Origin of the sequence: Stenotrophomonas sp. HITSZ_GD (assembly GCF_029543105.1) — a bacterium.
Lineage (GTDB): Bacteria > Pseudomonadota > Gammaproteobacteria > Xanthomonadales > Xanthomonadaceae > Stenotrophomonas_A.
This window is the reverse complement of the sequence record NZ_JARQXB010000001.1, coordinates 250,718-276,405: the sequence shown is the minus strand read 5'-3', so window position 1 is coordinate 276,405 and position 25,688 is coordinate 250,718. Positions and strand designations below refer to the sequence as shown.

Genomic DNA, 25,688 nt, shown 5'->3' with positions numbered 1-25,688 from the left:
CCCCACACCGGAGCTGGCCATGTCGCCCGCTGCTTCCGCGTCGCGCACGCCCGTGGCGCTGTACGCCCTGACCGTCGGTGCCTTCGGCATCGGCACCACCGAGTTCGTCATCATGGGCCTGCTGCAACAGGTCGCCGCCGACCTGCACGTCTCCATTCCCGCCGCCGGCCTGCTGATCAGCGGCTATGCGCTGGGCGTGTTCGTCGGTGCGCCCGTGCTCACGCTGCTCAGCGCGCGCTGGCCGCGCAAGGCCGTGCTGGTCGCGCTGATGGTGATCTTCACCCTGGGCAACATCGCCTGCGCGCTGGCGCCGGGCTACGCCAGCCTGATGGCCGCGCGCGTGCTGACCTCGCTGGCGCACGGCACCTTCTTCGGCGTGGGCGCGGTGGTGGCGACCTCGCTGGTGGCGCCCGAACGCCGTGCCTCGGCGATCTCGTTGATGTTCGCCGGCCTGACCGTGGCAACCCTGCTCGGCGTGCCCGCCGGCGCGTGGCTCGGCCTGCACCTGGGCTGGCGCGCGACGTTCTGGGCGGTGGCGGTGGTCGGCGTGATCGCCTCGCTGGCGGTAGCCGCGTGGGTGCCGGCCAACGTACGCGGCGGCGAGCCGGCGCCGTGGCGCGAGGAAGTCGCGGTGCTGGCGCGGCCCCAGGTGCTGCTGGCGTTGCTGATGACCGTGCTTGGCTTCGGCGGCGTGTTCGCGGTGTTCACCTACATCCAGCCGCTGCTGGTGGAGGTCACCGGTTTCAGCCAGGCGGCGGTGTCGCCGATCCTGCTGCTGTTCGGCGCGGGAATGATCGCCGGCAACCTGCTGGGAGGCCGGCTGGCCGATCGTCGCCCGGTCGCGGCGTTGCTGGGCACCCTCGCCGCGCTGGCCGTGGCTTGCGTCGTCCTCGCGCTGTCGGTGCATGCGCCGGTCGCGATGGGCGTGTCCGTGGGCCTGCTCGGCGTGGGCGCCTTCGCCACGGTGGCGCCGCTCCAGCTGCGGGTGCTGCAGGAGGCGCGCGGCGGGCAGAACCTGGCATCGAGCCTGAACATCGCCGCGTTCAATCTCGGCAACGCGTTCGGCGCGTGGCTGGGCGGTGTGGTGGTCGCCAGTGGCGCGGGCCTGCCGGCCACCCCTTGGGTGGCGGCCGGCGTGACGCTGTCGGGTCTGGCGGTGGCGGCGTGGAGCGTGCGTTTGGCGCAGCGCGATCGCACCCCGGTGGCCTGCGCGCAGGCCGGTTGAGCAGAGGAGATGACATCATGGAAACCCGACTGCTGGGCCGCTCCGGCTTCAAGGTCCCCGTGCTCGGCTTCGGTGCCGGCACGTTTGGCGGCAAGGGGCCGCTGTTTTCCGCATGGGGCGACACCGGCGTGGCGCAAGCCCGGCGAATGATCGACCTGTGCCTGGACGCCGGCGTGAACCTGTTCGACACCGCCGACGTGTATTCCGATGGCGCCTCGGAGGAGATCCTCGGCGCCGCGCTGCAGGGCCGGCGCGATGCCGTGATCCTCTCCACCAAGACCGGCCTGCGCCTGGGCGAAGGCCCCAACGATGCCGGCGCCTCGCGCTGGCGCTTGTTGCGCGCGGTGGAGGCCTCGCTGCGCCGCCTGCGCACCGACTACATCGACCTGCTGCAGCTGCACGCCTTCGATGCCCTCACCCCGCTGGAAGAAACCCTCTCCACGCTCGACGACCTCGTGCGCGCGGGCAAGGTGCGCTATATCGGCGCGTCCAACTTCGCGGGCTGGCAGTTGATGAAGGCGCTGTCGATCAGCCGGGCGCAGGGTTGGCAGCGGTTCGTCGCCCACCAGGCGTACTACTCGCTGGCCGGGCGGGACTACGAGTGGGAGCTGATGCCGCTCGGGCAGGACCAGGGCGTGGGCGCGGTGGTGTGGAGCCCGCTGGCCTGGGGCCGGCTCACCGGCAAGTTGCGCCGCGGCCATCCGCTGCCAGAGCGCAGCCGGCTGCACGACACCGCGTCGGTCGGGCCGGCGATCGACGAGGGGCGGCTCTACGACATCGTCGACGTCCTGCTGGAGATCGCCGGGGAAACCGGCCGCAGCGTGCCGCAGGTGGCGATCAACTGGTTGCTGCAGCGCCCCACCGTCAGCACAGTGCTGATCGGGGCGCGGGACGAGCAGCAGCTGCTCCAGAACCTGGGCGCAGTGGGCTGGTCGCTCGATACCGGGCAGATGGCGCGGCTGGACGAGGTGAGCCGGGTGGATCCGCCCTACCCCTACTACCCCTATTGGCGAGGCCAGTTCTCGGAACGGGCGCCGGTGATCGCGGATCGAGGCCGATAAATCGTGACATGCCTGCCGATTCCGCAGTGCGCGCGCCGGCATCGCGCCGGCGCGCCTGCGCGGCTCAGGCCTTCGCTTCGTCGAAGGCGAGGTGGTACTTCACCGCCTCGGTGACTTCCTGCTTGGACCCCAGGAACACCGGTACGCGCTGGTGCAGGCCGTCGGGGTGGATGCCGAGGATCGGCGTGCGGCCCGTGCTGGCCAGGCCACCGGCCTGCTCGACCAGCATGCCCATCGGGTTGGCCTCGTACATCAGCCGCAGCTTGCCGGCCTTGGACGGATCCTTGCGGTCCCACGGGTAGATGAAGATGCCGCCGCGCGTGAGGATGCGATGCACGTCGGCCACCATGCTGGCGATCCAGCGCATGTTGAAGTCCTTGCCGCGCGGGCCTTCCTTGCCGGCGAGCAGATCGGCTACGTAGGCCTGCATCGGCGCCTCCCAGTGCCGCTGGTTGGACATGTTGATGGCGAACTCCTTGGTTTCCTCCGGAATGCGCATGTCCGACTGGGTCAGCAGGAACGAACCTTCTTCCCGCTCCAGCGTGAAGGCGTGCGTGCCGTGGCCCAGCGTAAGGACCAGCATCGTGCTCGGCCCGTAGATGCAGTAACCGGCGGCGACCTGCGCGCTGCCCGGCTGCAGGAAGTGCTCGTCGCCGGGCTTGTCCACGCCGGGCGGGCAGCGCAACACCGAGAAGATCGTGCCGACCGAGACGTTGACGTCGATGTTGGAGCTGCCATCGAGCGGATCGAACAGCAGCAGGAAGTCGCCGCTCGGGTAACGGTCCGGCACCGGCGTGCTGTGCTCCATCTCCTCCGACGCGCAGGCCGCCAGGTGGCCGCCCCATGCATTGGCTTCCAGCAGGATGTCGTTGCTCAGTACGTCGAGCTTCTTCTGCGCCTCACCCTGGATATTGCCGGTGCCGGCATCGCCCAGCACGCCCCCGAGGGCTCCCTTGCTCACCGCGATGGAGATGCGCTTGCACGCCCGCGAGACGATGGTGACGAGCTGGCGCAATTCCGGGCCGATGCGGCCGGCTTGCTGTTCTTCGATCAGGAATCGGGTCAGCGAGGTTCGCGACATGGAGCGGACAGCCTTGCGTAGGAAGTGAGTCGCCATTGTCTCATCCCGTTGCCGCGACAGGACAGGCGCGTCATCGGGCGATGTATCGGCGAGTCATTGACCGCGCTGTCATGTCACAGGGTTTTCAGCGGCCGACGCGCGCAGGCACAATGAGCGCCCTCCGCAGGACAGGAAGGACACACGAATGGAAGCATCGAAATCGCATCGCGCGCTGTGTGGGGCTCTGCTCGCGCTCGCGTTCGTGGCACCGCATGCGGGCCCGTTGCATGCGCAGCAGGCGCCCGCCGACCCCGCCGTTGCCGCACCTGCCGCCGCCGGGCGCGTCGTGCAGGCGCTGTATGTGGAAATCCCTTCGGGCAGCGCGCTGACCAACGCGATGATGGCACCGGCAATCGGCACCAGCCCGGCGGTGAAGCAGCTGATCCAGGTGATGGCGCTGGGCGAGAACGCCGACCTGCAGGTGGTGGTGTTCAGTGGCAGCGAAAAGCTCGCGCTCAAGGCCGCCGAAGCGGCGTTGAAGTCGTTCGAGGGCAAGCGCCTGGAGCATCTCACGCTCGGCGTCGTCGCCGAGGCCGGCAAGCTGGAGGCGCTGCGCCCGCTCGCCGAGCCGCTCGGCGTGACGCTGGTGGCCGCCAAGCCGCTGCGCTGAAAAGCAAAAGCCTCCGGTGTCGCCACCGGAGGCCCGCGTGTACCGCATCGCGCGAGGCGTCAGCCCTTGGCGACGGTGGCCACCGCATTGGCCACGTAGTCCAGGTTCTTCTGGCTCAGCGCAGCCACGCAGATGCGGCCGGTGCCCACGGCGTAGATCGCGAACTCATCGCGCAGGCGGTCCACCTGCGCCCGGCTCAGGCCCGAGTAGGAGAACATGCCGGCCTGGCGCTCGATGAAGGAGAAATCCCCCGCGCCCAGCGCATTGAGCTTGCCGACCAGGCCGGCGCGCAGCGCATGGATGCGCTCGCGCATCTCGGTCAGTTCCTCTTCCCAGGTCTTGCGCAGCTCCGGGCTGTTGAGCACGCCGGCCACCAACGCGGCGCCGTGCGTGGACGGGCTCGAATAGATCGTGCGGATGATGCGCTTGACCTGCGACTGCACGGCTTTGGCCTGCTTCGCATCGGCCGACACCACCGACAGCGCGCCCACGCGCTCGCCGTACAGCGAGAACGACTTGGAGTACGAACTGGCGACGACGAAATCCATCTCCATGCCCGCCAGCAGGCGGATCGCGTAGACATCTTCCTCGATGCCCTTGTCGAAGCCCTGGTAGGCGATGTCGATGAACGGGAACAGGCCGCGCTCCTTGAGCAGTTCGGCGACGACGCGCCACTGTTCATGGGTCAGGTCCGCGCCGGTCGGGTTGTGGCAGCACGCGTGCAGCAGCACGACGCTGCCGGGCGCCAGCTGGCGCAGGTCGGCGAGCATGCCCTCGAAATCCAGCCCATGGCGCGCGGCATCGAAATAGGTGTAGTCGACGACCTCGAAGCCGGCCGCGCTGAACACCGCGCGGTGGTTTTCCCAGCTCGGGTTGCTGATGGCCACGGTGCGCGTGTCGAGCAGCTTGATCAGCAGGTCCGCGCCCACGCGCAGCGCGCCGCTGCCGCCGATGGTCTGCGAGGTGCTGACGCGGCCGGCTTCCAGCAGCGGCGATTGCGCGCCGAACAGCAGCTTCTGGGTGGCCTGGTCGTAGGCGGCCAGGCCGTCGATCGGCAGATAGCCGCGCGGCTTGGCGTCCAGCGCGAGCTGCTGTTCGATCTGGTACACGGCGCGCAGCAGCGGAATGCGGCCGTTTTCGTCGTAATAGATGCCCACGCCCAGGTTGACCTTGTTGGGCCGGGCGTCGGCGTTGTAAGCCTCGGTCAGGCCGAGGATCGGATCGCCCGGGACCTGTTCGACATTTGCAAAGAAAGACACGGCGGTACTCGCTGGAGACGGAATGAGGGGGTGCTTCCGGATCGCTTCGCGCGCGGCGCGGCAAAGCGGCTCATCGTAACAAAGCGCCGCCCCGGCCGGGGGCGTGAACGGCGCGGGATGGGCCTGCGGACAGGCTTGGGCCACAATCGCCGCATGCCCCCATCGTGTCGATTGAAACCGCTGGCTGCCGCGCGCGGCAGCCTCGGCCTGCCGCTTCTCATCACCCTGCTTCCCGCACAGGCCGCCGCGCCTGCCGTGGCCGAGCTGCCGGCCGTGCAGGTCGAGGCGGCGCGCGTACGCGGGGTGGATCCATTCGACCTGCCCGCATCGTTCAGCCAGGTGGATGCCGGCGACGCCGCAGACCGGCGCGGCGCGCAGGCGTCCGAGCTGCTCGGGGGCCTGCCCGGCGTGGTGGCGCGCGACCGCCAGAACTACGCGCAGGACACCCAGCTCTCGATCCGCGGCTTTGGCGCGCGTTCCACCTTCGGCGTGCGCGGCGTGCGCCTGTACGTGGACGGGGTGCCGGCGACGATGCCGGACGGGCAAGGCCAGCTCTCGCACTTCAACGTGATGGGCGCCGAGCGCGTGGAGGTGCTGCGCGGGCCGTTCTCGGCGCTGTACGGCAACGCCTCCGGCGGCGTGGTGCAGTGGTGGAGCGGGGCGGGCGCCGCGGACGACCCCTGGCGGCTGCGCGCCACCTGGGGCAGCGAAGCGACTTCCACCGTCGGCGCCCAGCTGCGCGGCGCGCGGGGGCCGTTCGACTACAACCTCGCCGCCAGCCATTTCCAGACCGACGGATGGCGCGAGCACAGCCGCGCCCGCCGCGAATCGCTTAACGGCCGCCTCGGCTGGACGCTGGGCGAGGGGCGCACGCTGTCGCTGGTGGTGAACGCCTTCGATGCGCCCGACGCGCAGGATCCCCTCGGCCTGACCCGCGCCCAGTTCCAGGCCGATCCGCGCCAGGCCACCGCGGTCGCCACGCAGTTCAACACGCGCAAATCGGTGCGCCAGTCGCAGGCCGGCCTGGTCTACGAGCAGCAGGCCGGTGCCGGCAGCCTGCGCGTGATGGCCTACGGCGGCACGCGCGCGGTCGAGCAGTACCTGGCGGTGCCGGTGGCCGTGCAGGCCAACCCGCTGCACGCCGGCGGCGTGGTGGACCTGGACGGCGATTACGGCGGCGTGGACGCGCGGTGGTCGTGGCAGGGCGAATGGGCCGGGCGCCCGTTCGATGTCACGGTGGGGGCGAACGCCGACCGCCAGCGCCAGGACCGTACCGGCTACGAGAACTTCGCCGGCGGCCAGCTCGGGGTGAAGGGCGCCCTGCGCAGGGACCAGCGCGACACCGTGTCCAACCTCGACCAGTTCGCCCAGGCTTGGTGGCAGTGGAGTGCGCGCTGGTCGGCGCTGCTGGGCGTGCGGCACAGCGAAGTGCGCTTCCGCTCGGCCGACCACTACATCACCCCGCGCAACCCCGACGACAGCGGCCGCACCGACTATTCGGCCACCACCCCGGTGGCCGGCGTGGTGTTCCGCGCCAGCGAGCACGTGCGCCTGCACGCCTCGCTCGGCCGCGGCTTCGAAACGCCCACCTTCAACGAGCTCGGCTATCGTGCCGATGGCGGCGCCGGCCTGGCGCTGGACTTGCGGCCGGCCAAGAGCCGCAACTACGAAGTGGGGCTGAAATGGCGCGGCGACGCGCAGGCCGCGCTCGCGCTGGCGGTGTTCCGCGCCGATACCGACGACGAACTGGCCGTAGCCAGCAATACCAACGGCCGCAGCACCTACCGCAACATCGGCCGCACCCGCCGCGAGGGCGTGGAGGCCAGCTGGACCCAGCCGCTGGCCGCGCGCAGCGAGCTGGCGCTGGCGTATACCTGGCTGGAGGCCACGGTGCGGCAGGGCTACCTCGTCTGCGCCGCCAGCGGTTGCGCCACGCCGGATACCTGGGTGGCGCCCGGCACCGCGTTGCCGGGCGTGCCGCGCCAGCAGTTTTCGGCGAAGTGGTCGTGGTATCCGGCGCCGTGGCGTTTGGCCGCCGAGGTCGAGGCCGCCGACCGCACGCCCGTGAACGACCTCGGCCGCGAGGCGGCGCCGGGCTACGCGCTGCTGGCCTTCGAAGCTTCCCGCGAATGGGCGCTGGCCAGCGGCGCCTTGCGTGCCTTCGCCCGCGTGGACAACGTGTTCGACCGCGCCTACGTCGGCTCGGTCATCGTCAACGACGGCAACGGCCGCTATTACGAACCGGGCCCGGGGCGGGCTTACCTGGCCGGCGTGGAGTGGCATTTCCGGCCCTGAGCGGGAGGGGGCGCGGCGATTGACCGAGATCAAGGCCGCGTCACCCGCGCCGGCGCATCCTCACCGCTCCCCCGTGAGGAGACCCGGCATGGACAAGACGATGAAGGCAGCGGTGGTGCGCGCGTTCGGGCAGCCGCTGGTGATCGAGGAAGTGACCGTCCCGCGGCCTGGCGCCGGCGAGATCCTGGTCAAGATCGAGGCGTGCGGCGTGTGCCATACCGACCTGCACGCCGCCGAGGGCGACTGGCCGGTCAAGCCGAACCCGCCTTTCATTCCCGGCCATGAAGGCGTGGGCCACGTGGTGGCCGTGGGCGCCAACGTGGATTACGTGAAGGAAGGCGACCGCGTCGGCATTCCGTGGCTGTATTCGGCCTGCGGGCATTGCGAGCATTGCCTGGGCGGCTGGGAAACCCTGTGCGAGACGCAGAAGAACACCGGCTATTCGGTCAATGGGGGCTTCGCCGAATACGCCTTGGCCGATGCGCGCTACGTCGGCCACCTGCCGAAGAACGTCGGTTTCGTGGAAGTCGCGCCGGTGCTGTGCGCGGGTGTCACCGTCTACAAGGGCCTGAAGGTGACCGACACCCGGCCCGGCGAATGGGTGGTGATCTCCGGCGTCGGCGGCCTGGGCCACATGGCGGTGCAGTACGCCCGCGCCATGGGCCTGAACGTGGCGGCGGTGGATATCGACGAGGACAAGCTGGCGCTGGCGCGCAAGCTCGGCGCCAGCGTGACGGTGAACGCCGCCCAGCAGGACCCGGCCGCCTACCTGAAGAAGGAAATCGGCGGTGCGCACGGCGTGCTGGTCACGGCCGTCTCGCCCAAGGCGTTTTCCCAGGCACTGGGGATGGTTCGCCGCGGGGGCACGGTTTCGCTCAATGGCCTGCCGCCGGGCGACTTCCCGCTGGATATCTTCGGCATGGTGCTCAATGGCGTGACCGTGCGCGGCTCCATCGTGGGGACGCGGCTGGATCTCCAGGAATCGCTGGATTTCGCCGCGCAGGGCAAGGTGGCCGCCACCGTGCATACCGACCGGCTGGAGAACATCAACGACATCTTCGCGCGCATGCACGCCGGCAAGATCGAAGGCCGCGTGGTCCTCGACCTGGCCGCCTAGGCCTCGTGTCAGCCCGGCGGCTGTCCCGGCAGCCGCGCGGGCGATTCCGCATCGCCGGGGATCAGCTCGTCGGGCCGCTCGCCCGCACCGCGGTCCTCCATCTCCTGGCTGTCGTGCTTGCCGCGCTGCTCGCCGGGCACCGGCGGCGTGTTCTCGCGCAGGGGGTCTCGGGTCATGGCCAGGCTCCGGAAAGGGGGAACCCGAGTTCACCGCGCACGCCGTGAAGGGCAGGGCAAGCGGCCGCTCACGCCTGTCTAACGGCAGCGGCGTTACTGCTGTGCGCCCTCCCCGCCGATGCCGGAGCCGCGCCGTGCGCCCCTTCGAACGTCGTCCCGACCGCCGCCTATTCGCCCCGCCGCTGGACCCGCAGCTTCCGGCGATGTTGCCGCCGCTGGAGCACGGCATCGCGCAGGACTACCGCCACTACAGCCTGGTGGACTACCAGCGCCGCCGCCGCCGCGGCGGGCCGACCTGGCGCGATCTTTACCCCGCCTACGAATTCGCCCGGCGCACCCACGCCGCCGACTGGCCCCGCGCGCCGGACATCGACGATGCCCTGGCCGCGCAGTGGGAGCAGATGCGCGGTGCCTCGCGACTGAGCTGGCGCCGCGCACGCGCCATCGTCGAGGACGCGTGGCGCGCGCTGGACCACATGCCCGAAGCCGCTGTCCATGGAGTCGCTCACTGATGGCCCGTCCTATCTGGTCCGGTACGTTGTCCTTCGGCTTGTTGAACGTGCCGGTTGCGTTGATGTCGGGCGAGCGCAGGACCGACCTGCACTTCCGCATGCTCGATTCGCGCGACAAGAAGCCGATCCGCTTCGAGCGCGTCAATGCCGACACCGGCGAGGAAGTGCCATGGAAGGAGATCGTCAAGGCGTTCGAGTACGACAAGGGCAGTTACGTCGTGCTGGAGGAAGCGGATATCCGCTCGGCCGCGCCGGAGACGCACGAGACGGTGGAGGTCGAGACCTTCGTCGATGCCGCCGACATCGACCCGCGCTACTACGAGAAGCCCTACATCCTCGTGCCGGGCAAGAAAGCCGAGAAGGGCTACGTATTGCTGCGCGAAACGCTGCGCGCGACCGGCAAGGTCGGCATCGCGCGGGTGGTGATCCGCACGCGCGAATACCTCTCGGCGGTGGTGCCCGAAGGCGACGCGCTGGTACTGCTGCTGCTGCGCTACCACCAGGAGCTGGTGGACCCCGAGGAATACAAGCTGCCTACCGGATCGGCCAAGGATTACCGCATCAACCCGCGCGAGCAGGAAATGGCCACGCAGCTGATCGAGTCCATGGCCGGCGAATGGAAGCCGCAGGATTTCCACGATGAATTCCGTGCACGCCTCGAAGCGGTGCTGAAGAAGCGCATCAAGGCCAAGGGCGGCACGACCCGCATCGAGGACACCCCGGCCGCGCACGAGGAAGAGACCACCAACGTGGTCGATTTCATGTCGCTGCTGCAGAAGAGCCTGCAGGCCAACAAGCGCACTCCGGCCAAGAAGACGGCCGCCAAGAAGGCCCCGGCGCGCAAGACGGCGGCGAAGAAGGCGACCAAGGCCGCCAAGAAGGCGCCGGCCAGGCGCAAGGCGGGCTGAGCCATGTCGCCAGCGCGGGCGGCGGGCGAGGTGGCGATCACGCATCCGGAGCGGGTGGTGTATCCCGCCTCCGGATTGACCAAGGCCGACGTGGCCGACTATTACCGCGCCGTCTCGCGATGGCTGCTGCCGGAGGTGGTGCGCCGGCCGCTGTCGCTGCTGCGCTGCCCCGATGGCGTCGGCGCCGAATGCTTCTTCCAGAAGCACCTGGGCCGGGGATTGGGCGCGCATGTGCACGAGGTGCCGCTGAAGCAAAAGAGCGGCGTGGAAGACTACCTCTACATCGAGGACCTGGCCGGCCTGCTGGAGCTGGTGCAGATGAATTCGCTCGAGCTGCACCCCTGGGGCGCGACCGTGGACGACCCCGAGCATCCGGACCAACTGGTGTTCGACCTGGACCCGGGCGAGGGCGTGGGCTGGCGCGAGGTGAAGCTGGGCGCGCGGCACATCCGTGCCGAGCTGCGGCATTTCGGGCTGGAGAGCTTCGTGCGCCTGTCCGGCGGCAAGGGATTGCACGTGGTGGCACCGCTGCGCCCGCGCGCGGGCTGGGACGCCGCGCGCGAATTCGCTGACCTGCTGGCGCACCGCCTGGCCGAGCGCCACCCGGATCGCTACGTCGCCACGATGAGCAAGGCCAAGCGTGAAGGCGTGATCTTCATCGACTGGCTGCGCAACGCGCGCGGGGCCACCAGCGTGTGCTCCTGGTCGCTGCGGGCGCGCGAGCACGCGGCGGTGGCCATGCCGCTGCGCTGGGAGGAACTGTCCCGTATCGCCTCGCCGCAGGCCTTTCCGCTGCCCAAGGCCCGGCAGCGCGCGGCGCGGCTGAAGGTCCATCCCTGGGGCGACTGGCGCAAGCTCAAACAGGCCCTGCCTGAACGCTGAGGCGCCAACACGGCGCGGCCAGCGCGGCCGCGCCGTGTAAAATCGCCTTCTTTTTGGCTGGAATAATGGCGGAAAGCACGACAAGGGCGCTGGTCTCGGCCCCGCCATTCATTCGCCTGCTCGCCGGCCTGGGGCAAGCCGACGCAGGCCGCTCGCCGCCCGTGCTGACCGAGCGCCTGGAGCAGTGGATCGACTGGAACCACGCCGTATCGCTGGCCCGCGCGCTGGACCAACCGCCGCCGCCCGCCCCCGAGTCCGTCGAGGACGCCGTAGGCGAGGCCGATTGCGCCCGCGCCCGCGAGGCGCTGGTGCAGTCGATCAACCAAGAACCCTTGCTGGCCCGCCGCCCGCCGCCGGGCAGCCTCGCCACCCGGGATTTCGCGCCCTACCAGGAACGTTGCCTCTCCCTGCAGCGCGCCATGCACAGCGCCACCGGCCGCCTGCGCGGCCTGCTGCGTGACCGCCTGGCCGCCGGCCCCGAGCCATTGGCGCGGCTGGCCGAGGTGGATGCCCTGATGGAACAGGTCCTCAGCCCGCGCGAGCAACGTTGGCTGGCCGCCGTGCCCTCGTTGCTGGCCGAGCGCTTCGCGCGCCTGCGCCCGGGGGCCGACGACGCGGCCGCGGGCCCACCTTCCCTTTCAGACGACGCACTGGACGCCTTCCGGCAGGAAATGCGCGACGTGCTGCTCGCCGAACTCGACTTCCGTTTCCAACCGCTGGAGGCGCTGCTGGCAGCGCTTCGCGCCTGAATGACCACCATGCTCAGAAATCCGCTCAACCTCGTTGTCTTCCTCCTCGGCCTGCTGGCCATCGGCTGGACCGGTGCCGGCTATGTCCTGACCCATCCGCTGGCGGCGCTGGTCGCCGCGGTGATCGGCGCGTGCTACCTCGCCGGCGTGCTGGAGCTGTCGCGTTACCAGCGCGCCACCGTGGGGCTGCGCGATGCGCTGGCCGATGTCGATGCCGCGCGCGAGGACCTGGGCGCCTGGCTGGCCCGCGTTCCGGCCTCGCTGCGCCATGCGGTGCAGCTGCGCATCGAAGGCGAGCGGGTACCGCTGCCGGCGCCGGGCATGACGCCGTATCTGGTCGGCCTGCTCGTCCTGCTGGGCATGCTCGGCACGCTGCTGGGCATGATGGCGACGCTGCGCGGCACCGGCTTCGCGCTGGAGAGCGCGGCCGACCTGCAATCGATCCGTGATTCGCTGGCCGCGCCAGTCAAGGGCCTCGGCTTCGCGTTCGGTACCTCGATCGCCGGCGTGGCCAGCTCGGCGATGCTGGGCCTGCTGTCGGCGCTGTGCCGGCGCGAGCGCGTGCAGGTCGTGGAGCAGCTCGATGCCTGCATCGGCACCTCGTTGCAGATGCATTCGCGCGCGCACGAACAACGCCAGACCTTCCAATGGCTGCAACAGCAAGCCGCGCTGATGCCGGTGCTGGTGGAGCGGCTGCAGGCCATGGCCGAGGGCCTGGCGCAGCGCGCCGCCGCCGACAGCGAGCGCCAGCGCGCGCACCAGGAGGCGTTCCAGCAACAGGCAGAAGTGGCCCAGGCGGCGCTTTCGGCCACGCTCGAACGTGCGCTGCGCAACGCGGTGGCCGAGGGCGCCAGCGCCATCGGCGCGGGCCTGCAGCCGGTGGTGGACACCACGCTGGCCGGATTGGCGCGCGAGGGCGCGGCCACGCAGGCGAGCGTGGCGCAGGCGGCGCAGCAGCATTTCGACGCGCTGTCGGCGGGATTTGCCGCTGCAGGCGATACCGCGGCCGCCGCCTGGCGCACGGCCATCGACGAACAGCGCCAGTCCAACGCCGCGCTGGCCACGGCCCTGGAAGGCGCGTTGTCGCGGTTCAACGACGATTTCGCGCAGCGCAGCGCCGGCGTGGTCGAAGGCGTGTCCACGCGCCTGGAAACCGCCACGCAGGGCATGGCCGACGCATGGCGGCAGGCGCTGTCGCACCAAGAGGCCACGCACGCCGCGCTGACCGAGGCACAGGCGCAGGCGTTGTCCGCGGCCGCCGATACGCTCGAGCGGCATTCGGTCGCGTGGGTAGCGCGTGCGGGCGAAGCGCAGGCGGCGTTGCACGGCGAACTGGTCGCGCGCGACGAGCAGCGCCTGGCGCAGTGGCGCGACACGCTCACCGCCGCCGGTTCCACGCTGCGCGAGGATTGGCTGCAGGCCGGTGCCGAAGCCGCGCAGCGCCAGCACGACAGCTGCGAGGCGCTGCGGCGCACCGGCGAGGCGCTCGCGCACGCCACGCAGGCGCAGGCCAATGCGACCATCGAGGAAGTGGCCCGGCTGGTGCAGACCGCTGCCGCCGCGCCGCAGGCCGCCGCCGAAGTCATCGCCGGGCTGCGCCAGACGCTCTCGGAAAGCATGGCGCGCGACAACGACATGCTGGCCGAGCGCAGCCAGATGCTGGCCACGCTGGATACGCTGCTGGACGCGGTCAACCACGCCTCCACCGAGCAGCGGGCGGCCATCGATGCGCTGGTGGCCACGTCGGCCGACCTGCTCGACCGCGTCGGCAGCCGGTTCGCCGAACGCGTGGAGGCGCAAGGCGAACGCATCGACGCGGCCGCCGCGCAGCTCGCCGCCGGTGCCACCGAAGTCGCGAGCCTCGGGGATGCGTTCGGCGGCACGCTGCAATCCTTCGCCGCCGTCAACGACGCGCTGGCCGAACGCCTGCAGGGCATCGAGCAGGCGCTGGTGCAGTCGCTCGCGCGCAGCGATGAACAGCTCGCCTATTACGTGGCCCAGGCCCGCGAAGTGGTGGACCTGAGCATGCTGGCGCAGCGCCAGATCGTCGAGGAACTGCGCCAGGCCACGGGCGCGGCGGCGGCATGAGCGTCGAGTTCGAGGCCGAGGAGGGCGGCACCGCCCCCGTGTGGGCGGCATTCGGCGACCTGATGTCGGTGCTGCTCGGGGCGTTCGTGCTGATCCTGGTGGGCGTGATCGCCGTGCAGCAGCAGCTCTCCAGCCGGCTGGAGGAAGAGATGCGCCAGCACCAGCGCGAAGTCCAGCAGCGCAAGGCGCTGGAGCAGGCGCTGGCCGCGCCGCTGGCCGCCGGTCGCGTGACGTTCGTCGATGGCCGCATCGGCATCGGCGGCAACGTGCTGTTCGCGCTCAATTCGGACCAGCTGCAGCCGGAAGGGCGCGAAGTGCTGCGCAGCCTTGCCGCGCCATTGAAGACCTACCTGCAGGGGCGCGACGAGATCCTGATGGTCAGCGGCTTCACCGACGATGCGCAGGTGCACGAAGGCAACCGGCGCTTCGCCGACAACTGGGCGCTGTCGGCCGAGCGCGCGCTGACGGTGACGCGCGCGCTGATCGAAGAGGGCGTGCCGGCCTCGTCGGTGTTCGCCGCCGCGTTCGGCGCGCAGCAACCGGTGGATTCGAACGCCAGCGAGGCAGGCCGCGCGCGCAACCGGCGCGTGGAGCTGGCGCCGGTCCCGCGCCAGGGCAAGGCCGGCGCGCATGCGCGCTGAGGACCGGGACATCCAGGCCCGGCTGGCCGCATGGCGTGCCTGCGGCGCGGACCGGTTCGATGGCACGCGCTTTCGCTTCATCGAGGCGCTGGCCGCCCGCGCGGCGCGCCACGACGGCCGTGCCCGCACGCTGATCCAGGCCCGCCTCGCCGAACTGATGGAAGCCTATGACGAAGCCCTCGCGCGGGCAGGGGCATTCGAACGCCCGGACGCGCGCGCGCAGGCTTCCGCCGGTGGCCCGCTCGCGCCGCTGCTGGGCCGGTTGGCCGCCGCGCGCCGCGCGCAGGGGGCGGAGGACACGGAAGCGATGCCGCCGCTGCCGGCGTTGGCCGAATTCCGGCGCCTGTGGGGCGAACTGCTCGGCGAGCGCCGCCTGCGCCAGTCGCTGGCACCGCAGCCGGCCGATGCGGGGCCGCTCAACTCCGGCGTGCTGGTGCACCGCGCGATTGCGCATATGCGCGCGACCAGCCCGGAGTACCTGCGCCACTTTCTCGCCTACGCCGACCACCTGTGCTGGCTCGAACGCTTCCAGGCACGCGGGGCGGGTGTGCCGCAGCCGGCGGCTGCGCGTCGTACCGCGTCGCGCAAGCGGCGCGGCTGATCCGCGCGCGGCCTATTGCGGCGTCTGTGCCCAACCTTCGCGGCGCGGGGTCTGCCCGATGCCCGGGTTGAAGGCGTTGCACGGGTCCAACTGGCGGTAGTGCGCTTCCAGCGCCGGCTTGGCGCGGTAGAGGTGGCCCACGTTGTGTTCGGCCGGATACTCCGCCCCGCGCCGGTCCAGCCCGGCCCACATCGCATGCTCGATGGCGAGCGGGTCGTGGCCCTTGCGCACGATGTAGTCCTGGTGGAAGACGTGGCACAGGAAGTGGCCGTAGTACAGCCTGTGCAGCAGCGTCGCCTCGATATCCGGCGGCAGCGTCTCCACCCACGCGGTGTCGTTGCGGCGCAGCGCCACGTCCAGCGCCACGATGTCCTCCACCGTATCGCGATGCGCCTGCCGGTAGCGCACCGCCGCGCCAGCTACCGCGAAGCGGTGCAGGAACGCCTTGCGTCCTTCTGCCTCGTCGCAACGGAAGAAGCTCCCGCTCTTGCTGGCGTTGAAGTGCTGTTTGAGGAACAGCTCCACTTCCGGTACCTGCGCGCGCCCCACCCGCAGCAGCAGGTGGTGTTCGTAGCGGTCGCGGAAGTCGTACATGCGCGCGGGCAGGTGGCGTGGCAGGATGCCCATCACGGCCTGGATCAATCGGTCCGCCGCGCCGGGCAGCCCGATCGCCTCGCACCAGCCGTCGATGCGGCTCTTCAACGCGAACGCACGCGGCACGCGCGCGGTGCCGAGGTGCTCGATCAGCAGGAAGCTGTCCTTGCCGTACTTCTCGCCGATGTCGAATGCGTCGCGATGCAGGTATTCGCCGGCAATCGGCAGGGTGTCGAACTGGGTCAGCAGGTAGCGGCGCACGGCGGTGAAGTCCTCCGGCGCGTTGGTGCCCAGATAGAACACGCTGCTTTCCTCGCGCGGGAAGGTATCCAGCCGCACGGCGAACACCGCCAGCCGGCCCGCCGAACCGGACGCCTCGAACAGCCGCACCGGATCGGCGTTGAAGCGCGCGGGCGTGGTCGCATCCACATCACGCACGTGCTGGCCGTAGTGGGGGTCGGAGGCCGCGCGCGAAGGGTCGTCGACGATGTCGCCCTCCGTGTACTCGCCCGCCTCCAGACGACGCAGGATGTCTTCCGGTGCATCGCCCAGCGCGATGCCCAGGTGGTTCACCAACCGCAGCTGCCCGTCCTCGCCGAGCTGTGCGTACAGCGCCAGCTCGGTATAGGCCGGTCCGCGGCGCACCAGCGCGCCGCCGGAGTTGTTGCACACCCCGCCCATCACCGAGGCGCCGATGCACGACGAGCCGATCACCGAGTGCGGCTCGCGGTGCAAGGGCAGCAGGGCCTGCTCCAGTTGGTCCAGCGTGGCGCCGGGCAGGCAGACCACCTGGCGGCCCTCGCGGATCAGGCGGATGCCGCGCAGCCGCTGCGTGCTGACCAGCACCACCGGGCGGTCGTAGTCGTCGCCATCGGGCGTGGAGCCGCCGGTCAGCCCGGTGTTGGCCGCCTGCAGGATCACGATGCAGCGCGCCGCCACGCAGGCCTGCAGCACCCGCCACATCTCCACCAGGCTCCCGGGCCGCACCACCGCCAGCACGGGGCCATCGCCGAAGCGGTAGCCCTTGCGATAGCGGCGCGTGGCGCGCTCGCCGGTCAGCACATGCGCATCGCCCACCGTGGCGCGCAGGCGCGCGGTGAGCTCGACGGTGGGCGAGGTATCGGCCATGTCAGGCGTCCCGTACCAACAGGCGGCGGTCGATATCGGCGATCGACTTGGCACCGGTGAGGATCATCGCCACGCGCATCTCCTTCTCGATCAGGTCCAGCAGGTTGGCCACGCCGGCCTCGCCCGCCGCGGCCAGCGCGTAGACGAATGCACGGCCCAGCAGCACGCCATCGGCGCCCAGTGCCAGCATACGCACGACATCCAGCCCGTTGCGGATACCCGAGTCGGCCAGGATGCGCAGCTCGCCCTGCACGGCATCGGCGATGGCCGGCAGCGCGCGCGCCGTGGAAGGTACGCCGTCGAGCTGGCGTCCGCCATGGTTGGACACCACGATGCCGTCGGCGCCGAACCGCACCGCTTCGTGCGCGTCCTGCGGGTCGAGGATGCCCTTGATCACCATCGGCCCTTCCCAGAACTCGCGGATCCACTCCAGGTCCTTCCACGAGATCGAATGGTCGAAGTTGCTGGCGAGCCAGCCGATGTAATCGGCCAGTCCGGTTGGGTGGCCACGGTAGGTGGAGATGTTGCCCAGGTCGTGCGGGCGCCCGCGCACGCCCACATCCCACGCCCAGCGCGGATGCGTGGCTGCCTGCAGCATGCGCCGCCACGCGGCGTTGGGCCCGCTCATGCCCGAATGCGCATCGCGGTAGCGCGCGCCGGGGGTGGGCATGTCCACCGTGAACACCAGCGTGGTGACCCCGGCGGCGCGGGCCCGTTCGAGCGCATTGCGCATGAAGCCACGGTCGCGCAGCACGTAGAGCTGGAACCACATGGGCCGCGCGATGGCCGGCGCGACTTCCTCGATCGGGCACACCGACACCGTGGACAGGGTGAACGGCACCCCTTTGCGGGCCGCCGCGCGCGCCGCCTGTACCTCGCCGCGCCGGGCATACATGCCGGTCAGGCCGACCGGCGCCAGCGCCACCGGCAGCGACAGACGCTCGCCGAACAGCTCGGTGTCCAGGCTCACCCCGCTCATGTCCTGCAGCACGCGCTGGCGCAGGGCGACATCGGCCAGGTCCTGCACGTTGCGTTGCAGTGTGCGCTCGGCGTAGGCACCGCCGTCGATGTAATGGAACAGGAAGGGCGGCAGGCGCGATTGCGCCGCGGCGCGGTAGTCGGTCGAGGCGGAAATGATCATGGACGGCGGGCGACGGGCAAGGGCAGGCGAGAGGCGCGATCGCGGCGCGCCGCGTTGTCGTCGAGCGCGCGCAGCGCCTCGTGGACGAAGGCGAGGTGGTCTTCGGCCGCTTCGCGCGCGGCCGGGGCGTCGCCGGCGAGGATGGCGTCGCATAGCGCCCGGTGCTGCCGCGCCAGCGCCGGGGCGGTGCGGGGGTCGCGGTACAGCGCCTGCCGGGTCTGCGAGATGTTGGCCTGCAGCAGCGCGAACAGGCCGCGCATCACCTGCACCAGCACCAGGTTGTGCGAGGCCTCGGCGATGGCGAGGTGGAAGCGGGCGTCGGCCAGGGCTTCGGCGGCTGCGTCTTCCTGTGCGTGCGCCGCCCCCATCGCTTCGAACGCGTCGCGGATGCGCGCGCGGTCCTCGTCGGTGGCGCGCAGGGCGGCATGCCAGGCGGTCGCCGCTTCCAGCGCATGGCGTGTCTCCAGCACGTCGAAGCGGTACTCGGGGTCGGCCTCCAGCACCTCCCGGAAATGGGACAACGGTTCGACCACGGCGTGGACCGGCGCGGCGGCCGCCTGCACGTAGGTGCCCCCGCCGGCGCGGGTCGCCAGCATGCCGAGGCTGGCCAACTGCTGGATCGCCTCGCGCACGACGCTGCGCGATACGCCCAGCTCCAGCGCCAGCACGCGCTCGGCCGGCAGGCGCTGGCCCGGCTGCAGGTTGCGCTCGACGATGAGCCGGCGCAGCCGCGTGGCGGTGCGATCGGAGAGCCTGTCACTCTCCTGTATTGGTCCGACCGGATGCGGGGGTGATATCGCCATGGGCGCCATTAGGCGCCCATGGCCTTGACGGGATCAAGCAAACACCGCGTTCCCGCGACGAATATTGGTCAGACCAGGCGCCATGGCAGCAGCCGGCCGGTCTGCGCGGCATAGGCGGCATAGGCTTGCGGGAACGCCTCGCGCAGCGCCTGCTCCTCGACCCGGATACGCCGCGCGAACGCAAAGCCGACCGGCACGAGCAGCAGCGGCAGGGCGAGCGCATTGCCCAGGCCCACGCCCAGGCCCAGGAAGCACAGCAGGGCGCCGGTGTAGGAGGGGTGGCGGATCCAGCGATACGGACCACGACGCACCAGTTCGTGCCCCTGCTGCACGCTGACATCGACGGTGAAGAAGCGTGCCAGCACATGGATCGACCAGATCCGCAGCACGAGCCCCGAAGCGATCAGCGCGCAGCCGGCCCAACGCATCGGCACGTGCCAGGACGCCGGCAGGTGGCCGTAACCGGTGAGGGTGACGCCGACCGCGGCGAAGATCCCGAGCATCAGCACGCGCCACAGCAGGCCGAGCGTGCCGGCATCGCGCGCACCGCCATCGGCAGCGCGGCGGCGCAGGCCCAGCCAGACCTCGTGGGCGGCCCAGACCAGGTTGAGGGCCAGGAACAGCAGCTGCGGCTGCACGGGTACGGCATGGGCGGCGATGGCGATCATGGGACGGCCTCCTCTGGGATGTGGTCAGTCTCCGCGTCGCCCGCGGGTGCGTCAGGGGCCGATCGTCACCGAAGCTGCCTGCCGGAAGTCACTTTCTGCGCCGGGCCCATTGCCGCCGCGCCGTCCGGACTGCCAGCATCGGCCCATGCCCCGCTTCCTGCGCGATCTCTTCAAGCCCCTGACCCTCGCCGGCCTGCTGACCCTGGCGGCGATCGGGCTGTCGTTCACGCTGACCGACTCGCCCTACGGGCCGTGGCGCTGGATCGCGCTGGCGGTGTTCGTGGCCGGCTTCCTCGCGCAGCGCGAGGTGCCGCGCCGCATCGACCACGCGCTGCTCGTGCTGCAGGCGCTGCTCGCGCTGGCGCTGGTATGGATGGAAATCCGCACCGGCACCACGCCGGTGCTCACCGTCATCGTCGTGGCGATGGCCGCGCGCCACTGGCCGCGCATCGCCGTGTGGGGCCTGACGCTGGCGATGGACGTGGCGATCTACGTGATGCTGGCGCACGTGGCCGATTTCGGAAAGCCCTGGCTGGTGGTCTCGCTCTACGGCGGCTTCCAGGCCTTTGCCGCGCTGACCACCCACTACGCGATGGAGGCCAGCCGCACGCGCGATGCCCTCATGCACGTCAACGCCGACCTGCTCGCCACCCGCGCGCTGCTCGCCGACAGCGCGCGCGATGCCGAGCGCCTGCGCCTGGCACGCGAGCTGCACGACATCGCCGGCCACAAGCTCACTGCCATGCGGCTCAACCTGCGCCGGCTCTCCGGCGACCCGGCGCTGGCCGGGCATGCGGAGCTGGCCCTGGTCGAGCAGCTCTCGTCCGAGTTGCTGGGCGATATCCGCAACGTCGTGCGCTCGATGCGCGACGACCCAGGCCTGAGCCTGGAGACCGCGCTGCGCGCGCTCGCCGCGCCGTTCCCCCGCCCGGCGTTTTCGGTGCGCATCGACCCGCAGGTACGCATCCGCGACCCGCATGTCGCCGAGGTGGTGCTGCGCATGGCGCAGGAGTCGCTGACCAATGCCGCGCGCCATGCCGATGCCGACCATGTGCGCCTGCACCTGTCGCAACACGACGACACCTTGTGCGTGGATATCGAGGACGATGGCGCCGCGCCGGCGAAGCTGTGCGAGGGCAACGGCATCGCCGGCATGCGCGAGCGCCTGGCCGCGCTGCGCGGCGAACTGGAGCTGGGCCGCGGCGCACGCGGCGGCCTGCGATTGACTGCGAGACTGCCCGCATGACGACTCCCACGCTTCGCCTTGCATTGGCCGACGACCAGATCCTCGTGCGCGCCGGGCTGCGCGCGCTGCTGCAGGACCAGGGCCTGACCGTGGCGGTGGAGGCCGACGACGGCGTCTCGCTGCTGCAGCAGTTGCGGCCCGGCGCGGTGGACGTGGTGCTCAGCGATATCCGCATGCCCGGCATGGACGGCATCGAGGCGCTGCGCCAGCTGCGCGCGCGCGGCGACCAGGTGCCGGTGCTGTTGTTGACCACCTTCGACGACGCCGACCTGCTGCTGCAGGCGCGCGAAGCCGGCGCGCAGGGCTTCCTGCTCAAGGACGCCGCGCCGGAGGACCTGCGCGAGGCGATCATCCGCGTCGCCGCGGGCGAGACGCTGCTGCAGCCGGTGAGTACCGATCCGGTCCGCGCGCGCTACCGCTATCGCGACGACGCGCCGCCCACCGACACGTTCGGCGAGCGCGAGGTGGCCATCCTGCGCCTGCTGGCCGGTGGTTACTCGAACAAGGAAATCGCGCGCACCCTGTTCCTGGCCGAAGGAACGGTGAAGAACTACGTGTCCAACATCCTGGACAAACTCGGCACGCGCGACCGCACGCGCGCGGTGCTCAAGGCGATCACGCTGCGGGTGATCTGAAGCGCCGGGCTGGCCTCAGCGCCTCACGTCCAGGCGCCCTTCGCCGAGCAGCGCATCCACTTCCGCCGCCGACACCGGGTTGAAGTCGCCGGGGATCGTGTGTTTCAGGCACGCGGCCGCCAGGCCGAAGCGCACGGCGCCTTCCGCGCCGCGGCCGTCGATCAGGCCGTGCAGCACGCCGGCGGCGAAGGCATCGCCGCCGCCGATGCGATCGACGATGCCGGTCACCGATTCGGCCGGCGCCAGCGCTTCGGTGCCGTCGCGGCCAAGCAGCATGGCGCCCAGGCTGTGGTGGTCCACGCTCAGCGTCGCGCGCTGCGTGCAGGCCATCCACCGCAGCTGCGGGAACGCCGCGAATGCCTGCGCGGCCGCCGCGCGCACGCGCTCGCGTACGTCCTCCTGCGGAAACTCGCCGCCCAGCACCACGCCGATGTCGCGGTAGTCGGCGAAGACGATATCGGCGCAGGCAAACAGCTCGCGCAGCACGCCGGAGGCGTCGCCCTGCCAGCGCTGCCACAGCTTCGGGCGGAAATTGCCATCGAAGGACACGCGCACGCCCAGTTCGCGCGCGCAACGCGCCGCCTCGACCGTGGCCTGCGCGGCCTCGGCACCCAGCGCCGGGCTCACGCCGGACAGGTGCAGCCAGTCCGCACCGGCGAGCAGGGTGCGCCAGTCGTAATCCCCCGGCGTGGCGAGCGCGAACGCGGAATCCGCGCGGTCATACACCACCTCGCTGGCGCGATGTCCGGCGCCGGTGGTGAGGAAGTACAGGCCCATGCGCCCGGGCACCGCGCGCACGGCCGAGGTATCCACGCCATGCCGGCGCAACTCGCCCGTCGCCGCGGCGCCCAGCGGGTTGTCCGCCACCGTGCCGAGCATCGCCACCTCGTGGCCGAAATGCGCCAGCGAGACGGCCACGTTTGCCTCCGCGCCGCCGATGTGCACGTCCAGGCGCGGCGACTGCAACAGCAGTTCGCGTCCCGGCGCGCCGAGGCGCAGCAGCAGTTCTCCGAAACACACCACGCGGGTACGACGCATTCGGCTTTTCCTTGGACGAGAGGACCGCATGGCCAGTGTGAAACTGACCAGCGGTGTCATTCTAGCGGCGGCATCGAAACCCTCGCCACCCGTGCTGTGGCCCGGCCTTTTCGCCCCGCCGCCGAGACAATACCCATGCATGTGCCCGTATTGGGCGCAAAACGGCGACAAAGCTTGCTGCGCTGCAAGATGTGACCGTGTGAAACAGCTGCTAACGTCTTTTTGACCAGCGGTGTCATCCGCTGGAACAGCCACTGGAAAACCACGTAGTTCATGTACCCTTGGGAGGGGAGGACATGCAATCTCGTATTCCTAGCCGGAAGACACCGGTTACCTTGCTCGCGTTTTCGATCGGGCTGGCGTTGCACGCCGGCACCGCCTTTGCCCAGTCCGCCGAAACCGCGGACCCGACCGGCCATCAGGCGCAGGAAGCGATCGGCGCGGAGCAGTCCCAGGGGGCGGTCAACCTGGATACCGTGACCGTCACCGGCTACCGCGCCTCGGTCGAAAAGGCGCTGGACATCAAGCGCGGCGAGACCGGCATGGTCGATGCCATCGTGGCCGAGGACATCGCCAACTTCCCGGACACCAACCTGGCCGAGTCGCTGCAGCGCATCCCGGGCGTAGTCATCACCCGCGACGCCGGCGAAGGCCGCAACATCTCGGTGCGCGGCCTCGGGCCGGATTTCACCCGCGTGCGCATCAACGGCATGGAGGCGCTGACCACCGTCGGCGGTTCCGACCAGTCCGGCGGTTCCAACCGCTCGCGCGGCTTCGATTTCAACGTCTTCGCCTCGGACCTGTTCACCCAGCTGATCGTCCGCAAGACCGCCTCGGCCGATGTCGAGGAAGGCTCGCTCGGCGCCACGGTCGACCTGCGCACCGCGCATCCGTTCGACTACGACGGCTTCACGCTGGCCGGCAGCGCGCAGGCGGCGTACAACGACATGGCCGAGAAGGCCGATCCGCGCGTCGCGGGCCTGATCGCCAACACCTGGGCCGACGGCACCTTCGGTGCGCTGTTCTCCTTCGCCTACTCCGAGCGCCAGCTGCTGGAAGAAGGCAGCAACTCCGGCCGCTGGGCCGGCGGCACCGCCAACAACGGCTTCAACCCGGCCTCGCCGTTCCAGGCCGCGCGCAGCGCCACGGTGTGGAGCCCGCGCTTTCCGCGCTACACGCTGATGGAGCACGACCAGAAGCGCACCGGCCTGACCGGTTCGCTGCAGTGGAAGCCGGGCGAGAACACCGAGTTCACCCTCGACGGCATGTACTCCAAGATCGACGCCAAGCGCACCGAGAAGTACATCGAAGCGATCTCCTTCTCGCGTGGCGCCTCGCAGGGCGGCAAGCCGGAGATGCTGGTCAACGATGGCTACATCGACCCGAAGACCGGCGCGCTGCTGTACGGGCAGTTCGACAACGTGGACATCCGCTCCGAGCAGCGCTACGACGAGTGGAACACCACCTTCAAGCAGCTCTCGCTCGCCGGCGAGCACCGCTTCAGCGATACGTTCAAGATCAACGGCCAGGTCGGTACCTCGAGCTCCAAGCACGAGAACCCGATCCAGACCACGATCATCATGGACAAGCTCAACGTCGACGGCTACAGCTACGACTACCGTGGCAACAGCCGCTCGCCGGTGTTCAACTACGGCATCGACCCGACCGACGGCACCGGCTGGACACTGGCCGAGGTGCGCCTGCGCCCGCAGTACGTGGATAACGACTACGACATCGCCGACCTCGACTTCACCTGGAACATGGCGGCGAGCTTCACCCTGAAGGGCGGCGTCCAGTACAAGGACTACACCTTCAAGACCCGCGAGCTGCGCCGCGCGTCCGAAGTGTCGGTGCCGAACTTCGCCACGGGTAACAAGATCGTGCCGGTCGATTTCACCGAGCTGGCGAGCCTGGGCGGCATCAACGGCTCGCCCGGCACCTGGGTGATCCCGAACCTGGATGCCATCGCCGACGCGCTGGACATCTACAGCAACAGCGGCACGTTCGCCCTGGCCGAGCGCGCGGTCAACACCCGCAGCGTCGAGGAGAAGGACACCGGCTTCTGGTTGATGGGCGACTTCGGCTTCGACATCGGTAACGTACCCTTCAGCGGCAACATCGGCGGGCGCTACGTCAAGACCAAGCAGTCCTCCACGGGCTATGCGACGGTCGGCAGTGCACTGGTGAACACCACGGTGGACCGCGAGTACAACGATTTCCTGCCGTCGATGAACCTGGTCGCCAACATCACCCCGGACTTCCTGATCCGTTTCGGCGCGGCCAAGGTCATGTCGCGTCCGGGCCTGGGTAGCCTGACGCCGGGCGTGACGGTCAACGTGTCCGGCGGTGCGCGCACCGTCAGCGGCGGCAACCCGAACCTCGACCCGATCCGCGCCAAGACCGCCGACCTGGGCTTCGAGTGGTACTTCGACGAAGGCGCGATGCTCGGCCTGGCGCTGTTCTACAAGGACATCGAAAGCTTCGTGCAGACCGCCCGCACCGTGATGCCGTACTCGGCCAGCGGCTTGCCGGTGAGCCTGCTCGACGGCACCGGCGCGGCCGCCACCGACGACTTCACCTTCAGCGTGCCGCTCAACACCCCCGGCGGCGACCTGAAGGGTGCCGAGTTCAACTACACGCAGCCGTTCACCTTCCTGCCGGGCAAGTGGTCCAACTTCGGCGTGCAGGTGAACTACACCTACGTGGATTCGAAGATCCAGTACCTCACCACGACCGGCGCCAACTCGCTGGAAACCGACCTGACCGGCCTGTCGAAGAACTCCTATAACGGCACGCTGTTCTACGAAGGCGAGAAGTTCAGCGGGCGCGTGTCCTACACGCACCGCGACGACTACCTCACCCAGGTACCGGCGACGGAAGCGGGCTTCGATGTGCACGGCATGACCGCGGTGAACACGGTGGACGCTTCGCTGAGCTACCAGGTCGACGACCACCTGCAGTTCACGCTCGAGGGCATCAACCTCACCAACGAGGCGTCCGACGAGTGGGTGGGCTCGGCCTGGAAGCTGCCGCTGCAGTACAGCGAGACCGGCCGGCAGTTCATGCTGGGCGTGCGCTACAAGTTCTGAAGCAGATGAACCCGTCTCCCCGGCCAGCCCGGGGAGATGGCTTTGATGGTGCGGTGCAGGATGTCGCCTGGCGGCGGGATCGTTAGCTTGGCCCGCCTCCGT

The 25,688-nt window shown here is 70.2% G+C and carries 23 protein-coding genes and 1 pseudogene; 15 read left to right on the top strand and 9 right to left on the bottom strand.

What is annotated here, in order from left to right:
* The first annotated feature begins 13 nt into the window (after positions 1-13).
* Positions 14-1,225 carry an MFS transporter gene (locus P6166_RS01365; protein ID WP_277762842.1) on the top strand — a complete coding sequence of 404 codons (1,212 nt, stop codon included), beginning with the start codon at positions 14-16 and terminating at the stop codon, positions 1,223-1,225.
* 17 nt (positions 1,226-1,242) lie between these two features.
* Positions 1,243-2,286 carry an aldo/keto reductase gene (locus P6166_RS01360; protein WP_277762739.1) on the top strand — a complete coding sequence of 348 codons (1,044 nt, stop codon included), beginning with the start codon at positions 1,243-1,245 and terminating at the stop codon, positions 2,284-2,286.
* Between the two features lie 64 nt (positions 2,287-2,350).
* Here P6166_RS01360 and P6166_RS01355 read toward each other — a convergent pair whose 3' ends face one another.
* A complete protein-coding gene (locus P6166_RS01355; RefSeq protein ID WP_277762738.1) occupies positions 2,351-3,367 on the bottom strand; it encodes a class 1 fructose-bisphosphatase in 1,017 nt (338 codons plus the stop codon).
* A gap of 184 nt (positions 3,368-3,551) precedes the next feature.
* Between P6166_RS01355 and P6166_RS01350 the strand changes: the two genes are divergently transcribed.
* The gene (locus tag P6166_RS01350; protein WP_277762737.1) at positions 3,552-4,016 is read left to right on the top strand and encodes a hypothetical protein; all 465 of its coding nucleotides are present in this window, start codon (positions 3,552-3,554) and stop codon (positions 4,014-4,016) included.
* A 59-nt stretch (positions 4,017-4,075) separates the two neighbouring features.
* Here the strand turns inward: P6166_RS01350 and P6166_RS01345 are convergent, their stop codons facing one another.
* Positions 4,076-5,275 carry an amino acid aminotransferase gene (locus tag P6166_RS01345; RefSeq protein WP_277762736.1) on the bottom strand — a complete coding sequence of 400 codons (1,200 nt, stop codon included), beginning with the start codon at positions 5,273-5,275 and terminating at the stop codon, positions 4,076-4,078.
* A gap of 153 nt (positions 5,276-5,428) precedes the next feature.
* Between P6166_RS01345 and P6166_RS01340 the strand changes: the two genes are divergently transcribed.
* Positions 5,429-7,570: a TonB-dependent receptor gene (locus P6166_RS01340; RefSeq protein WP_277762735.1), complete on the top strand. Its 2,142-nt coding sequence runs from the start codon at positions 5,429-5,431 to the stop codon at positions 7,568-7,570.
* 88 nt (positions 7,571-7,658) lie between these two features.
* Complete coding sequence (gene adhP, locus P6166_RS01335) at positions 7,659-8,687, top strand: alcohol dehydrogenase AdhP (RefSeq protein WP_277762734.1); 1,029 nt, start codon at positions 7,659-7,661, stop codon at positions 8,685-8,687.
* An 8-nt stretch (positions 8,688-8,695) separates the two neighbouring features.
* Here the strand turns inward: adhP and P6166_RS01330 are convergent, their stop codons facing one another.
* A complete protein-coding gene (locus tag P6166_RS01330; RefSeq protein WP_277762733.1) occupies positions 8,696-8,863 on the bottom strand; it encodes a hypothetical protein in 168 nt (55 codons plus the stop codon).
* Positions 8,864-9,066: 203 nt separating this feature from the next.
* Between P6166_RS01330 and P6166_RS01325 the strand changes: the two genes are divergently transcribed.
* From P6166_RS01325 to P6166_RS01295, 7 genes are read left to right on the top strand one after another with little or no spacing between them, the layout of a single operon-like run.
* Positions 9,067-9,375, top strand: a complete 309-nt coding sequence (locus P6166_RS01325; protein WP_277762841.1) for a hypothetical protein — start codon at positions 9,067-9,069, stop codon at positions 9,373-9,375.
* The gene (locus P6166_RS01320) at positions 9,375-10,283 is read left to right on the top strand and encodes a Ku protein (RefSeq protein ID WP_277762732.1); all 909 of its coding nucleotides are present in this window, start codon (positions 9,375-9,377) and stop codon (positions 10,281-10,283) included. The genes P6166_RS01325 and P6166_RS01320 overlap by 1 nt, the downstream gene beginning before the upstream one ends.
* Before the next feature lie 3 nt (positions 10,284-10,286).
* On the top strand, positions 10,287-11,165 hold the full coding sequence (gene ligD, locus P6166_RS01315) for a non-homologous end-joining DNA ligase (protein WP_277762731.1): 879 nt from the start codon (positions 10,287-10,289) through the stop codon (positions 11,163-11,165).
* A 53-nt stretch (positions 11,166-11,218) separates the two neighbouring features.
* Positions 11,219-11,914 carry a DUF3348 family protein gene (locus P6166_RS01310; protein WP_277762730.1) on the top strand — a complete coding sequence of 232 codons (696 nt, stop codon included), beginning with the start codon at positions 11,219-11,221 and terminating at the stop codon, positions 11,912-11,914.
* Positions 11,915-11,923: 9 nt separating this feature from the next.
* Positions 11,924-14,002 carry a DUF802 domain-containing protein gene (locus P6166_RS01305; RefSeq protein ID WP_277762729.1) on the top strand — a complete coding sequence of 693 codons (2,079 nt, stop codon included), beginning with the start codon at positions 11,924-11,926 and terminating at the stop codon, positions 14,000-14,002.
* Positions 13,999-14,643, top strand: a complete 645-nt coding sequence (locus P6166_RS01300) for an OmpA family protein (protein WP_277762728.1) — start codon at positions 13,999-14,001, stop codon at positions 14,641-14,643. The genes P6166_RS01305 and P6166_RS01300 overlap by 4 nt, the downstream gene beginning before the upstream one ends.
* The gene (locus P6166_RS01295) at positions 14,633-15,244 is read left to right on the top strand and encodes a DUF2894 domain-containing protein (RefSeq protein ID WP_277762727.1); all 612 of its coding nucleotides are present in this window, start codon (positions 14,633-14,635) and stop codon (positions 15,242-15,244) included. The genes P6166_RS01300 and P6166_RS01295 overlap by 11 nt, the downstream gene beginning before the upstream one ends.
* A gap of 12 nt (positions 15,245-15,256) precedes the next feature.
* On the opposite strand, the gene dld is transcribed toward P6166_RS01295, so the two are convergent.
* The 4 genes from dld to P6166_RS01275 form a co-directional block, all read right to left on the bottom strand.
* Entirely contained in the window at positions 15,257-16,966 is a 1,710-nt protein-coding gene (gene dld, locus P6166_RS01290; RefSeq protein WP_277762726.1) for a D-lactate dehydrogenase, read from the bottom strand.
* 1 nt (position 16,967) lies between these two features.
* Positions 16,968-18,107 carry an FMN-dependent L-lactate dehydrogenase LldD gene (lldD, locus tag P6166_RS01285; RefSeq protein ID WP_277762725.1) on the bottom strand — a complete coding sequence of 380 codons (1,140 nt, stop codon included), beginning with the start codon at positions 18,105-18,107 and terminating at the stop codon, positions 16,968-16,970.
* Positions 18,104-18,910, bottom strand: coding sequence for a transcriptional regulator LldR (gene lldR / locus P6166_RS01280; protein ID WP_277762724.1), 807 nt, complete (start codon positions 18,908-18,910; stop codon positions 18,104-18,106). Before lldR ends, lldD begins: the two co-directional genes overlap by 4 nt.
* A 68-nt stretch (positions 18,911-18,978) precedes the next feature.
* Complete coding sequence (locus tag P6166_RS01275; protein ID WP_277762723.1) at positions 18,979-19,578, bottom strand: isoprenylcysteine carboxylmethyltransferase family protein; 600 nt, start codon at positions 19,576-19,578, stop codon at positions 18,979-18,981.
* An 18-nt stretch (positions 19,579-19,596) separates the two neighbouring features.
* On the opposite strand from P6166_RS01275, the pseudogene P6166_RS01270 reads away from it, so the two are divergent.
* Positions 19,597-20,824, top strand: a pseudogene (locus P6166_RS01270) (sensor histidine kinase).
* Entirely contained in the window at positions 20,821-21,459 is a 639-nt protein-coding gene (locus P6166_RS01265) for a response regulator transcription factor (protein WP_277762721.1), read from the top strand. Before P6166_RS01270 ends, P6166_RS01265 begins: the two are co-directional and overlap by 4 nt.
* Positions 21,460-21,474: 15 nt before the next feature.
* Here P6166_RS01265 and P6166_RS01260 read toward each other — a convergent pair whose 3' ends face one another.
* Positions 21,475-22,497 carry a sugar kinase gene (locus P6166_RS01260; protein WP_277762720.1) on the bottom strand — a complete coding sequence of 341 codons (1,023 nt, stop codon included), beginning with the start codon at positions 22,495-22,497 and terminating at the stop codon, positions 21,475-21,477.
* A gap of 56 nt (positions 22,498-22,553) precedes the next feature.
* Positions 22,554-22,772: a hypothetical protein gene (locus P6166_RS01255; protein WP_277762719.1), complete on the bottom strand. Its 219-nt coding sequence runs from the start codon at positions 22,770-22,772 to the stop codon at positions 22,554-22,556.
* A 21-nt stretch (positions 22,773-22,793) separates the two neighbouring features.
* On the opposite strand from P6166_RS01255, the gene P6166_RS01250 reads away from it, so the two are divergent.
* On the top strand, positions 22,794-25,586 hold the full coding sequence (locus P6166_RS01250; RefSeq protein WP_277762718.1) for a TonB-dependent receptor: 2,793 nt from the start codon (positions 22,794-22,796) through the stop codon (positions 25,584-25,586).
* The last annotated feature ends 102 nt before the right edge of the window (positions 25,587-25,688 follow it).